The following is a 12,456-nucleotide window of genomic DNA, read 5'->3' on the forward strand; positions in this document are numbered from 1 at the left end:
GCAAAACACTCGACTGGGACACCCCAGCCGAGCGCCTCACTACACTCCTCACCCAAACCAAGTGATCACCCGTGTTGCAACCACCCCTGGAATCCGCCCCCTCGACTGAGCCGAGGGAAGGGGGCCTTCACGCGCGAAACGTCAGTAAGTGATCGCGACCGCGGGGTCGGCCAGCAAGGCGCCGACGTCGGCCAGGAACTCCGAACCCTGCTGCCCGTCGACCACGCGGTGGTCGAAGCTCAGCGAAAGCTGGAGCACCTTGCGCACCTTGATCTCGCCGTCGACCACCCACGGGGTGTCCTTGATCGCGCCGAGGCACAGGATCGCGGACTCGCCGGGGTTGATGATCGGCGTACCGGTGTCGACGCCGAAGACGCCGACGTTGGTGATGGTGATCGTGCCGCCGAGCATGGCCGCCGGGGTGGTCTTGCCCTCGCGGGCGACGTCGGTCAGCTCGGTGAGCGCGATCGCGAGTTCCTTGAGGGACATCGCGTCCGCGTCACGGACCTTGGGCACGACGAGCCCGCGCGGGGTGGCCGCGGCGATCCCGAGGTGCACGTAGTCCTTGTAGACGATCTCCTGCGCCGCCTCGTCCCACACCGCGTTGACGTCCGGAGTGCGCTTGGCCGCCAGGCAGACGGCCTTCGCCGCGAAGGTCAGCGGGGTGACCTTGACCCCGGCGAACTCACGCGACTTCTTCAGCTTCTCCCGGAATTCCATCATCGGCGTGACGTCGATGGTGAGGAACTCCGTGACGTGCGGGGCGGTGTACGCGCTTTGCACCATCGCGGCCGCGGTGGCCTTGCGGACACCCTTGATCGGCACGCGGCGTTCCCGCGTCGCGGGGTCGTAGCCACTGTCCACAACAGACTGAACGGCGGCCGGGGCGGCGGAACCGTTGGCGGCGGCCTGAACGTCGTCACGGGTGATGACGCCGCCGTCGGCGGTGCCGGTGAGCGCGTGCAGATCGACGCCGAGGTCTTTGGCGAGCTTCCGCACCGGCGGCTTCGCCAGCGGGACGTACCCGCCCTTCGGCTTGGCAGCCGCGACAGGCGCGACAGGCGCGGGTGCCACAGCCACCGGAGCGGGAGCAGCAGCCACCGGAGCAGGAGCGGAAGCGCCCTTGCGTGCCCGCCGCTGCGTGACGACGGCCTTGGAGCCGTAGCCGACCAGCGGCTTCATCTCCTCTTCCGCCGGCTCTTCCGCCGCGGGGGCGGCGGCCGGTGCCGGGGCGGCCTTGCCGCCCGGGTCGACGTCGATGGTGAGGATCGGCGCGCCGACCTCCACCGTCTGACCCGGTTCGACGAGCAGTTCGGTGACGACGCCCGCCCACGGGATGGGCAGTTCGACGGCGGCCTTCGCGGTCTCGACCTCGACGACGATCTGGTTCACCGTCACGGTGTCACCCGGCTTGACCTGCCAGGCGATGATGTCGGCCTCGGTCAGCCCCTCCGCCGTGTCGGCGAGGGGGAAGTGTTTGTACTCGGGCATTTCAGGAACTTCCCCCTTACCAGGCGAGCGAACGGTCGACGGTGTGCAGTACCCGGTCCAGGTCGGGGAGGTAGTGCTCCTCGAGCTTGGCGGGCGGGTACGGCGTGTCGAATCCGGTCACCCGCAGCACGGGGGCTTCCAGCGAGTAGAAGCATTCCTGCTGCACGCGCGCGGCGATCTCCGAGGTCAGCGAAGACTCCGACGGCGCCTCGCTCAGCGCGATGAGCCGTCCGGTCTTGCGCACCGACTCGAACACCGGCTCCAGGTCGAGCGGGGACAGCGTCCGCAGGTCGATGACCTCCAGGGACTTGCCCTCGTCCTCGGCGGCTGTCGCCGCGTCGAGCGCGACCTTCACCGAAGGGCCGTACGCGACGACGGTGGCCGTCGTGCCTTCGCGGACGACGCGGGACTTGAACAGCTCGTCCGGCGTGGTGTCGGTGTCGACCTCGGACTTCATCGCGCCCGAGTGGTACAGCTTCTTCGGCTCGAAGAACAGGATCGGGTCGTCGGACTTGATCGCCTGCTGGATGCCCCAGTAGGCGTCGACGGCGTTCGAAACCGACACGACCTTGAGGCCGGGGATGTGCGCGAACAGCGATTCCGGCGACTCCGAGTGGTGCTCGACCGCGCCGATGCCGCCGCCGAACGGCACCCGGATCACGATGGGCATCTTGATCTTGCCCTGCGTCCGGTAGTGCAGCTTCGCGACCTGGCTGGAGATCTGGTCGAAGCCCGGGAAGATGAAGCCCTCGAACTGGATCTCGCACACCGGGCGGAAACCGCGGACGGCGAGGCCGACCGCGGTGCCGATAATGCCCGATTCCGCGAGCGGCGTGTCCAGGACGCGCTGCTCCCCGAAGTCCTTCTGCAGGCCGTCGGTGATACGGAAGACGCCGCCGAGCTTGCCGACGTCTTCACCCATGATCAGGACCTTCGGGTCCTCTTCCATGGCGCGCCGGAGGCCGAGGTTGAGTGCCTTGCCGATGGTGAGTTTCTGGAGGTCGGCCATTTCAGTGCTCACCCGCCCCGACGAAACCGTCCATGTAGGACAGGAACTCTTCGCGCTGCGCGTCCAGCAGCGGCGTGGACTCCGCGTAGACGTTGGAGAAGATCCGGTCCGGCGGCGGTTCGGGCATGTTGAAGCAGTACTCGCGCAGCTCGGCCGCGAAGGCGTCCGAATCGGCCTGCACCTGGTCGAAGAACGCCTGGTCGGCGCCGCCACCGCGGGCGAGGTACGCCCGGACGCGCTCGATCGGGTCCTTCAGCTTCCACTCCTCCAGCTCGTCGGAGAGCCGGTAGCGGGTGGGGTCGTCGGTGGTGGTGTGCGCGTCCATCCGGTAGGTGAACGCCTCGATCAGCACCGGGCCGTTGCCGTGACGGCACTCCTCCAGCGCCCAGCGGGAGACCGCGAGGCAGGCGAGGACGTCGTTGCCGTCGACGCGGATGCCGGGGAAGCCGTAGCCGCGGGCGCGCTGGTACAGCGGCAGACGCGACTGGCGTTCGGTGGGCTCCGAGATCGCCCACTGGTTGTTCTGGCAGAAGAACACGAGCGGCGCGTCGTAGACGGCGGCCCAGACGAAGCCTTCGTGCACGTCGCCCTGCGAAGTCGCTCCGTCACCGAAGTAACAGATGGTCGCTTCGCTGTCGTCGTCGCCGACCTTGCCTTCGAACTTCTGGCCCATCGCGTAACCGGCGGCGTTGAGCACCTGGTTGCCGATCACGATGGTGTACGGGTGGAAGCCGTGGGCCTTGTAGTCCCAGCCACTGTGGTCGGTGCAGCGGAAGATGCCGAGCACCTCTTTGAGGTCGACGCCGCGGGTGTAGGCGACACCGTGCTCGCGGTAGCTGGGGAACGCCATGTCCCCCTTCCGCAGCGCGCGGCCGGAACCGATCTGCGCGGCCTCCTGCCCGAGCAGCGGCACCCAGATGCCGAGCTGGCCCTGGCGCTGCATCGCGTTGGCCTCGCGGTCCGCGCGGCGGACCAGGACCATGTCGCGGTACAGGCCTTTGAGGGCTTCGGCGTCGATGTCGTCGACGTACCGGTCGAATCGCGGCGAGGAGACCCGTTCGCCTTCGGGGGTGAGCAGCTGAGTCAGCTCAGCGCCACCTTCGCTCGTTGCTCGCAAACCGGCGATCACCTGTTCGGGGGAAGGTTGCGCCGCTACGGCGGCGGGACCGTCTCCAGGTTCCGGGTGCGTCCAGTGTTCGGACGGCATGCGCTGCTCTCCTTGATGTCGGCGCCTCTGGCGGCCACTTGTGGCGGCCACAGTGACTGCGCCGGCGGGGACCAGCGCGTCGGATCTGAAGCGCTGGGTCACCATCGGCGTTGACGGTTCGTGCGCACATCCTGGCATGCCGGACGCCGGTTTGGTCAGGGCAGGATGCTGATTTGTTGCTGAGAAACGGTGTCTGATCAGGGAAAATGCTAGGAAGCCCGAGTGTGGGGCCGCCGAAAGTAGGGGATTCACTCGCGGGCCGACCAGCGGACGGCGAACCCGGACGGGTGCCCTGCCCGGCTTGATCGATGACGATCCGTGCCCGCCGTTGTGATCCATCACACGCCCGTTCGGGCGTGGCAGGATGGCGGACGTGGAGCAGAAATCCGTACGCGAATCCGTGGTTTCGAACTGGACCGACGAAGTCCTTCCGAGCCTGTCCGGCCTGGTGGCGATCCCCGCCTTGTCGCCGGCGTTCGACGCCGAGTGGGCGAAGACCGGCCATCTGGCCGCCGCCGTCGAGCACGTCCGCTCCTGGATCGCCGCCCGGGAGATCCCCGGCGCGACGCTCGAGGTCGTGGAACTCGAAGGCCGCAGCCCGCTGCTGGTCGTCGACATCCCGGCGACGTCCGAAGCGGCCGAAAAGGGCACCGTGCTGATGTACGGGCACCTCGACAAGCAGCCCCCGGTCGGTGGCTGGTCCGAGGGGCTCGACCCGTGGACGCCGGTGATCCGCGACGGCAGGCTGTACGGCCGCGGCGCCGTCGACGACGGTTACTCGGGCTACGCGGCGACGACGGCGATCGAGGCCGTGCGCGCCGCCGGTGGCGAGCACTCCCGCGCGGTCGTGCTGCTGGAGACCGGTGAGGAGTCCGGCAGCCCGGACCTGCCCGCGTACGTCGAGCACCTGAAGGAGAAGCTCGGCGAGGTCACGCTGGTCGTCTGCCTCGACGCCGGCGGCACCGACTACAAGCGCCTGTGGCTGACCACCAGCCTCCGCGGCATGCTGCACGTCAACGTCACCGTGAAGGTGCTCGAATCCGCGCAGCACTCCGGTATGGCCAGCGGCATCGTGGCGAGCTCGTTCCGCGTCCTGCGCGCGCTGATCGACCGGATCGAGAACGCCGAGACCGGCGAGATCAAGCTCGCCGAACTGAGCGTCGACATCCCGGAGAACCGTGTCGACGAGGCCCGCGGTGTCGTCGAGATCGCGCCCGGCGCGGCGAAGACACTGTTCCCGGTGGTCGGCCGGACGGTCTCCGACGACGACCTCGAACTCCTGCTCAACAACTCGTGGCGGCCGACGCTGTCGGTGATCGGCGCGGAGGGCTTCCCGCTCCCGGCCGAGGCGGGCAACGTGCTGCGCGACAGCACCACGCTCACCCTGAGCTTCCGTCTCCCGCCGACCGCGAACGCGAAGACCGCGATGGAGGCCGTCCGTCGCGTGCTCACCACCGACGTGCCTTACGACGCTTCGGTCGAGCTGGGCGACTTCCAGGCCGAGAACGGCTGGAACGCGCCGGACACCGCGCCGTGGCTCGACAAGGCCCTGCACCACGTGAGCGGCGAGGTCTTCGGTGAGCCGCACAAGAGCTTCGGCATGGGCGGGTCGATCCCGTTCATGGGGCTGCTCGGCGAGAAGTACCCGGACGCGCAGTTCCTGGTCACCGGCGCCTGCGGGCCGGACTCGAACATCCACGTGCCGGACGAGTGGCTGAACATCGACTTCGCGCAGCGGGTCACCGAGGCGGTCGCGCACATCCTGGACGCGCACGCCAAGAGCTGACGACCGGATCGACCGCGTTTCGTCCTCTGAATGCGGTACTTGCGTGTGCAAGGACCGCATTCAGAGGACGAATTGCGGCGGAGGGACGAGAGCGGCACTTACCGCTCAAGCGAACTTGTTCAGTGCCGCGGTGAGTTCCGTCAGCTGCGGCGTGAACCGCTGGTACGAGAACGGCGTCTCGTTGTTCCACGGGATCAGCTTCCCGGCCTTCACCGCCGGCAGCTGGGCCCAGGTCGGCACGCCGCCGAGCCCGTCCGGGCCGAGCGAGAGCGAACCGCCCCGGTTGTCGTACATGATCACGTCGGCGGGGTACTTGCCGATGTTCTCCCAGCTGATCTGCTGGTAGTAGCCGCCCTGGCTCTCGTCCGGTGCCTCCGGCGTGACGAAGTCCAGGCCCTTGCTCTGATAGTGCTTCGAGGTCGCGAACTTCGGCGCGTTCGAGACGTAGACGGCGTCCTTCTGCGCGGACACCAGCAGGATCTTCAGCCCGGCCGCCTTCTTGGCCGCTTCGCCGAACGCGGCGTCAGCCTTCTCGTACTCTTCCTTCGCGGCCTTGATCGCCGGAGTCTCGGTGTCGGCGCCGAGCGCCTTCGCGAGCGCGATGAACTTCGCGATCCCCTCGGGCATCGAGATGTCCTGCAGCCGGATCCCGACGCTCGGCGCGGCCTTGTCGATCTTCTCCGTCTGCGTGTCCGGGACGTACCACATCTGTTCCTTGAGGTACATCACGCTGATCAGCAGCTGCGGGTTCAGCGAGACGAACTTGTCGAAGTTGAACTCGTTCCACACGTTCCCGAGCGAGGTCACCGTGTTCAGGTCGACGCCGCCCGCCTGCGGGTCCGGCTTGCCGTCGGCGAACTTCGACGGGCCGAAGATCCCGACCGACTTCACGCCGAGGTCCCACAGCGCCGCCGCGGCGGTCACCTGCGCGACGATCCGCGTCGGCCGCTCGCCTTCGAGTTCGCGGCCGCGGTCGTCGGTGAAGGACCAGGTCGCGCCCGCTCCCTGCGTGGGTGCTTCGTCCTGGTAGCCGCAGGCGGTCAGGAGGCCGGTGGCGCCGAGCGCCGCGGTGCCGGCGAGGAAGCCGCGTCGGGAGAGGTGCATTCGAGATCTTCTTTCGCCATACGACCGGGTTTCGTCGTTAGGCTAGCCTTCGCTTACTGTGAGGGCCATGGTCCAGGTCACGGAGCGCGTCAGATCACCCCGGACCAGCGTCTCCGTGAGAACGCTGGTCCTGGTGGGGTCGCTCATCGCGCTCGTCGCGGTCATCCTGCTTTCAATCGGCTTCGGGGCGAACAAGCTCTCCCTCGGCGAAGTCCTCCATGCTCTCTTCGCTTACGACGGCAGCTACAACGATGTCGTCGTCCGTGACGATCGCCTGCCCCGGACGGTGCTCGGCCTGTTCGTCGGGATGGCGCTCGGCCTCGCGGGCTCGCTGATGCAAGCGATCACCCGCAACCCGGTCGCGGAACCCGGGCTGCTCGGCATCAACCACGGTGCCGCCGTCGCGATCGTGCTCGGCTCCACGGTGTTCTCGGTGACTTCGCCCGGCCAGTACATCTGGTTCGCCTTCGCCGGGGCGCTGGTGGGAACCGCGCTGGTCTCGGTGATCGGCGGGACACGCGGCGCGACGAGCCCGCTGCGGCTGGTACTGGCCGGGGTCGCGATCCAGGCGGTGTTCATCGGGATCAACCAGGCCATGCAGATGATCAACACGCACAACCTCCAGGCCATGCGGTTCTGGCTGGTCGGCTCGCTGGTCAACCGGAACCTCGATCAGCTTTCCGTGCTGCTGCCGTTCTTCGTCGCGGGCGTGGTGATCGCGATCGTGCTGGCGCGTGCGCTGAACGCCTTGGCACTCGGGGAAGACACCGCGCGCGGGCTCGGTGCGAATCCGGCGCTGGTCCGCGCCGCCGGGATGGTGGCCGTCGGGCTGCTGTCGGCAGCGGCGACCGCGGCCTGCGGCCCGATCGCCTTCGTCGGCCTGATGATCCCGCACGTCGTCCGGTCGCTGATCGGCCAGGACGAACGCTGGGTGATGCTGCTGTCGGCGCTGCTCGGACCGGTCTTGCTGCTCGGCTGCGACGTCCTCGGCCGCCTGCTCGGCTCGCCGGGGGAGATCCAAGTCGGCGTGATGACCGAGGTCGTCGGCGGGATCGCGTTCGTGATCGTCGCCCGCCGGTTGAAGGCGGTGCGCCGATGACCGCGCTCGTCCGCCGAGAGTCCGGTTTGGACAGACGATCCACGATCGTCGTCGCCGCGCTGGCCCTGGTGACGCTGGCTCTCGTCGTGCTTTCGGTCGGCACGGGCGACTACGAGATGAGCCCCGGCGAGGTGCTCGCGACACTGGCGGGCCAAGGCACGAAGGCGCAGTACCTGGTCGTCATGGGACGGCTGCCGCGGGTGCTGGTCGCGATCCTCGTCGGCGCCGCGCTGGCACTGGCGGGGGCGATCTTCCAGACGATCACCCGAAACCCGCTCGGCAGCCCGGACGTCATCGGATTCACCACCGGCTCGGCGACCGGCGGCATCGTGACGCTGCTGTTCTTCGGCTCCGGCCCCGGCGTCGTCTCACTCGGCGCGCTGGCGGGCGGCCTGCTGACGGCGCTCGTCGTCATGGCGTTGTGCGCGCCGCACGGTCTGCTGAGTTCGCGGCTGGTGCTGCTCGGGATCGCGGTCAGCGCGGTGCTGGGCGGCGTGAACGCGTACCTGCTGGTCAAGGCGAACCTCGAAGCCGCCGCGCAGGCGGTCGGCTGGCTGGTCGGTGACCTCTCCGGCCGCGACTGGACCTACTTCGTGCCGCTGGCGATCGCGATGGCGGTCTTCGCGCCGATCGTGTTCGCGAACGGCCGCGCGCTGCGCATGCTGGAGATGGGCGACGACACCGCGACCGGCATCGGCGTCGACGTGCCTCGCGTGCGGCTGACCCTGGTGCTGGTCGCCGTCGGACTGGTCGCTGCCGCCACCGCGACGACGGGGCCGCTCCAGTTCATCGCCCTCGCCGCGCCGCAGCTGGCCCGCCGGATGACGCGCCTGCCGGGGCCGAACCTGGTGGCGTCGGCCTTCGTCGGGGCGACCCTGGTCGTCGCGGCGGACTACGTCGGCCAACGCCTGCTGGCGTCTTCGCTGCTCCCGGCGGGCGTCGTCGCGGCGGCCCTCGGTGGCGTGTACCTGCTCTGGCTGCTGCTCCGACGACGGGCCTAGGCCGTGTCCTGTAAGTCGTGTTCGCGGTCTTCGCGCCCAGGCGGTCCCTGACGGCGCGGGCGGATGCGCCCGAGTACGACCCGGTACGAGGGCGATCCGCCCGCACCGTCAGGAACCGCCTGGATCACGAAGCCCATCGAACAGGCTTACAGGACACGGCCTAGGTCAACCTGGTCAGCTGCACCGAGACGTCCAAAGTGGACTGACCGCCGCCGGTGAAGATCCCCTTGAGCGGCGGTACGTCGGCGTAGTCGCGGCCGTAGGCGACCCAGACGTGCCGAGGTCCGACCGGGATCGCGTTCGTCGGGTCGTAGGCCCACCAGCCGCCGGTCCAGACGTCGACCCAGGCGTGGCTCTCGCCCTCGACCGTCTCGCCGAGCTTCGCCTCCGGTTTGGTGTGCAGGTACCCGGAGACGTACCGCGCCGGGACGCCGATCGCGCGCAGCATCACCAGCGTCACGTGCGCGAAGTCCTGGCAAACCCCTTCGCGCGCACGCCAGGCGTCGGTCGCCGTACTGTGCACGCCGGTGGTCCCCGGCTGGTACTTGAGCTGCTGGTTGACCCATTCGCAGACGGCGAGCACGGCTTCCGCCGGGTCGAGCCCCTTCCGCAGTTCACGCGCGACCTTGGTCAGCTCGGGATCGCGCGGCGTGTACGCCGTCGGCGTCAGGTACTCGGTGCGGTGGTCGACCACGGTGTCGCTCCGCAGGTCCTTCCACGTCGCCGAACGGATCGGCTCGCCCTCGTCGGCGGTCTCGACCACCGACGTCGCGAGCACGGTGAACTCGGTGTGCGGCGCGTGAAGGTCGAACGAGGTCACGATGGTGCCCCAGTAATCCGTGTAGCGATAAGCACGGGTCGCCGGCGTCGTCTCGACGCGGTTCACGACCGTGGTCTGCCGCCGATCGGACCGCGGGGTCAGCCGCGCCTCGTTGTACGACTGCGTGGCCGGCGTCGCGTACCGGTATCCGGTCCGGTGGGCCACCCGAAGCTGCCAGGTCACAGCGAAACCTCCGCACCGCTCCAGGCCACCCACGGCGACGAATGGAAGTACTGCACCGAAACCGCGTCGCCGATGTCCTTGATCGACGTCTGCAGGGTGACGAGCCGTTTCGGCAGGTCCTCCAGCAGATCCGACGGCCGCAGGAACTCCAGCTCACTGCGGGCGCGGCCGAGCTGCCGCAGCGCCTCGGACTTCTCGTTGGCGCGCGAGTTGACGCCGGGATCCAGCCGCTCCAGGCATTCCTCGGCCTGTCGCAGCGCGTGGAACACCGACCGCGGGAAGAGCGTGTCTCGCAACAGGAACTGCACGACGCGGGCGGCGTCGAGCGCGCCGCGATAGGTCCGCAGGTAGGTGTCCTGCGCGCCCGCCGAACGGAGCACGGTGATCCAGCCGGGTGAGGACGCGCTGTCCTGGACCCGCGAGAGCAGCAGGCGCACCACCATGTCCGCGCGTTCGATCGAACGGCCGAGCACCATGAACAGCCAGCCGTCGTCGCGGCTCATCGTCGAATCGGCGAGCCCGGCGAACATCGCCGCGCGCTCCTCGACGAAGGAAAGGAAGGCGTGCGGTCCGGCGCGGCGCGCGTACCGCTGCCTGTCCGGCACCGCGTTCCACGTCGCGTTCAGGCATTCCCACAGCTCGGTCGAGACGACCTCGCGGGCGCCGCGCGTGTTCTCGCGGGCGGAGTTGATCGAACCGACGATCGACGCCGGGTTGTCCTTGGCGTAGGCGACCAGTTCGGTCAGCTTCCACACGTCGAGGGAATCCATACCCTCCGGCGTGATGCCGAGGACGGCGAGCAGCTGGCGGCTCGCGTGGTCCGGGTCGACACTCGCGTCTTCGAGCAGCTGGTGCACGGAGACGTTGAGGATCCGGGAGGTGTCGTCGGCACGTTCGACGTACCGGCCGATCCAGTACAGCGATTCCGCGTTACGGGCGAGCACATCGACCTCCCTTAGGCCTGTTGCTGCTGTTGTTGCTGGGTCGTGGTGAGTTCAGGGCCCTGTTCGGCGATCAGGCCGTCCACTTGGGACAGTGCGCCGAGCGCGGGCCGTTCCAGCTCCCGTTCCGCCGTCGAGGATCGTGGCGCCAGCACCCACGTGTCCTTCGAGCCGCCGCCCTGCGACGAGTTGACCACCAGACTGCCCTCCGGGAGCGCGACCCTGGTCAGCCCGCCCGGCAGGACGAAGATCTCCTTGCCGTCGTTGACCGCGAACGGCCGGAGGTCGACGTGCCGCGGTGCCAGTTGTTCGTCCACTTTGGACGGAACGGTGGACAGCTGGACGACGGGCTGGGCGATCCAGCCGCGTTTGTTGGCACGGACCTTCCGCCTCAACGCGGTCAGCTCGGCCTGCGTCGCGTCGGGCCCGAACACGATGCCGTAGCCGCCGGAGCCCTCGACCGGTTTGATCACCAGCTCGTCCATGTGTTGCATGACGTGGTCGAACTCGTCCGGCAGCCAGCACCGGAAGGTGTCCACGTTGGGCAGCAGCGGCTTCTCGTTGAGGTAGTACTTCACCATCTCGGGCACGTAGGTGTAGACGAGCTTGTCGTCGCCGACCCCGTTGCCGACGGCGTTCGCGACCACCACGTTGCCCGCGCGGGCCGCGTTGAGGATCCCGGCGACGCCGAGCACCGAATCCGGCCGGTAGTGGACCGGATCGAGGAACTCGTCGTCGATCCGCCGGTAGATGACGTCGACCTGCCGTTCGCCCTCGGTGGTGCGCAGGTAGACGACGTTGTCCCGGCAGAACATGTCGCGGCCTTCGACCAGCTCGACCCCCATCAGCCTGGCCAGCAGCGAATGCTCGAAGTACGCGGAGTTGTGCACGCCGGGCGTGAGCACGACGACCATCGGGTCGGCGACGTTCGCCGCGGCCGCCGCCCGCAGCGCGCGCAGCAGATGCGAGGCGTAATCGCCGACCGGGCGCACCCGGTGCTGGGCGAACAGGTCCGGGAACACGCGCGCCATCGTGCGGCGGTTCTCCATCACGTACGAGACACCCGAGGGGTTGCGGAGGTTGTCCTCCAGCACCCGGAACGTTCCCTCCTCGTCGCGCACCAGGTCCACACCGGACACGTGGATGCGGACGCCGTTGGGCGGGTTGATCCCGAACGCCTCGCGCTGGAAATGCTCGCACGAGGTGATCAGCCGTCGCGGGAGAACGCCTTCACGCAGGATCTGCCGGTCGCCGTAAACGTCGGCAAGGAAGGCTTCGAGCGCGCGGACCCGTTGCGCCACACCGCGTTCGAGTTTGCTCCATTCGGAGGAAGTGATCACCCTCGGTACGAGGTCGAGCGGGAAGGGTCGTTCCTGGCCGGACAGCGAGAAGGTGATGCCCTGGTCCACCATCGCCCGGTCGATCGCCGCTGAGCGGGACGTGAGGTCCGTCGAGGTCAGCGCGGAAATCGATTCGTAAAGTGCCCGGTACGGCTGGCGGACCGTGCCGTCCGAGGTGAACATCTCGTCGTACGCGCCCGAGTGCGGCCTGGACGGCGAGAGATAGCCGTCGAACTGCGCTCCAGGCTTCGCCGCGCGCCGTGCCGACGTCGTCGTCCGCGGGCGGCGGCCCGCAGGTGGGAGCCGCGGCGCCGAGTTGTTGTTCATGGAGGTCATCGTGACCCATGGACCCCGTCCAGCGCGAGATGCCGGGGTTGGTTTGTCCGAATGATCAGCCTGATGCTAGCCTCCCCGGGCGTATTCGAACCTGACTGGGGAAGGTTGGATTCTGTCTGGCGTTTCGCCATGTGCTAAT

10 protein-coding genes are annotated in these 12,456 nt (G+C 68.5%); 3 read left to right on the top strand and 7 right to left on the bottom strand.

The window, feature by feature from the left end; translation table 11 throughout:
* Positions 1-141: 141 nt before the first annotated feature.
* From IE302_RS21605 to pdhA, 3 genes are read right to left on the bottom strand one after another with little or no spacing between them, the layout of a single operon-like run.
* The gene (locus IE302_RS21605) at positions 142-1,491 is read right to left on the bottom strand and encodes a dihydrolipoamide acetyltransferase family protein (protein ID WP_191256331.1); all 1,350 of its coding nucleotides are present in this window, start codon (positions 1,489-1,491) and stop codon (positions 142-144) included.
* A gap of 16 nt (positions 1,492-1,507) precedes the next feature.
* Entirely contained in the window at positions 1,508-2,500 is a 993-nt protein-coding gene (locus tag IE302_RS21610) for an alpha-ketoacid dehydrogenase subunit beta (RefSeq protein ID WP_191256895.1), read from the bottom strand.
* A 1-nt stretch (position 2,501) separates the two neighbouring features.
* Complete coding sequence (pdhA, locus tag IE302_RS21615) at positions 2,502-3,707, bottom strand: pyruvate dehydrogenase (acetyl-transferring) E1 component subunit alpha (RefSeq protein ID WP_191256332.1); 1,206 nt, start codon at positions 3,705-3,707, stop codon at positions 2,502-2,504.
* A gap of 373 nt (positions 3,708-4,080) precedes the next feature.
* On the opposite strand from pdhA, the gene IE302_RS21620 reads away from it, so the two are divergent.
* Positions 4,081-5,493, top strand: a complete 1,413-nt coding sequence (locus IE302_RS21620; protein ID WP_191256333.1) for a M20/M25/M40 family metallo-hydrolase — start codon at positions 4,081-4,083, stop codon at positions 5,491-5,493.
* Between the two features lie 105 nt (positions 5,494-5,598).
* On the opposite strand, the gene IE302_RS21625 is transcribed toward IE302_RS21620, so the two are convergent.
* The gene (locus IE302_RS21625) at positions 5,599-6,597 is read right to left on the bottom strand and encodes an ABC transporter substrate-binding protein (RefSeq protein WP_191256334.1); all 999 of its coding nucleotides are present in this window, start codon (positions 6,595-6,597) and stop codon (positions 5,599-5,601) included.
* A gap of 67 nt (positions 6,598-6,664) precedes the next feature.
* Between IE302_RS21625 and IE302_RS21630 the strand changes: the two genes are divergently transcribed.
* On the top strand, positions 6,665-7,696 hold the full coding sequence (locus IE302_RS21630) for a FecCD family ABC transporter permease (RefSeq protein ID WP_229907891.1): 1,032 nt from the start codon (positions 6,665-6,667) through the stop codon (positions 7,694-7,696).
* Complete coding sequence (locus IE302_RS21635) at positions 7,693-8,697, top strand: FecCD family ABC transporter permease (protein WP_191256335.1); 1,005 nt, start codon at positions 7,693-7,695, stop codon at positions 8,695-8,697. The genes IE302_RS21630 and IE302_RS21635 overlap by 4 nt, the downstream gene beginning before the upstream one ends.
* A gap of 160 nt (positions 8,698-8,857) precedes the next feature.
* On the opposite strand, the gene IE302_RS21640 is transcribed toward IE302_RS21635, so the two are convergent.
* Genes IE302_RS21640 through IE302_RS21650 form a run of 3 tightly spaced genes read right to left on the bottom strand, consistent with a single transcriptional unit; the run spans position 8,858 to position 12,317 of the window.
* Positions 8,858-9,700 carry a transglutaminase family protein gene (locus tag IE302_RS21640; protein ID WP_191256336.1) on the bottom strand — a complete coding sequence of 281 codons (843 nt, stop codon included), beginning with the start codon at positions 9,698-9,700 and terminating at the stop codon, positions 8,858-8,860.
* Positions 9,697-10,644 carry an alpha-E domain-containing protein gene (locus tag IE302_RS21645; RefSeq protein ID WP_191256337.1) on the bottom strand — a complete coding sequence of 316 codons (948 nt, stop codon included), beginning with the start codon at positions 10,642-10,644 and terminating at the stop codon, positions 9,697-9,699. Before IE302_RS21645 ends, IE302_RS21640 begins: the two co-directional genes overlap by 4 nt.
* An 11-nt stretch (positions 10,645-10,655) precedes the next feature.
* A complete protein-coding gene (locus IE302_RS21650; protein ID WP_191256338.1) occupies positions 10,656-12,317 on the bottom strand; it encodes a circularly permuted type 2 ATP-grasp protein in 1,662 nt (553 codons plus the stop codon).
* Between the last annotated feature and the right edge of the window lie 139 nt (positions 12,318-12,456).

It is taken from the genome of Amycolatopsis oliviviridis (assembly GCF_014654365.1).
Lineage (GTDB): Bacteria > Actinomycetota > Actinomycetes > Mycobacteriales > Pseudonocardiaceae > Amycolatopsis > Amycolatopsis oliviviridis.

Excerpts from the sequence above, each read along its gene's own strand:
- IE302_RS21635 (WP_191256335.1), top strand. The coding sequence starts at position 7,693 with ATGACCGCGCTCGTCCGCCGAGAGTCCGGTTTGGACAGACGATCCACG.
- IE302_RS21630 (WP_229907891.1), top strand. The coding sequence starts at position 6,665 with ATGGTCCAGGTCACGGAGCGCGTCAGATCACCCCGGACCAGCGTCTCC.
- pdhA (WP_191256332.1), bottom strand. The coding sequence starts at position 3,707 with ATGCCGTCCGAACACTGGACGCACCCGGAACCTGGAGACGGTCCCGCC.
- IE302_RS21605 (WP_191256331.1), bottom strand. The coding sequence starts at position 1,491 with ATGCCCGAGTACAAACACTTCCCCCTCGCCGACACGGCGGAGGGGCTG.
- IE302_RS21625 (WP_191256334.1), bottom strand. The coding sequence starts at position 6,597 with ATGCACCTCTCCCGACGCGGCTTCCTCGCCGGCACCGCGGCGCTCGGC.
- IE302_RS21610 (WP_191256895.1), bottom strand. The coding sequence starts at position 2,500 with ATGGCCGACCTCCAGAAACTCACCATCGGCAAGGCACTCAACCTCGGC.
- IE302_RS21650 (WP_191256338.1), bottom strand. The coding sequence starts at position 12,317 with ATGACCTCCATGAACAACAACTCGGCGCCGCGGCTCCCACCTGCGGGC.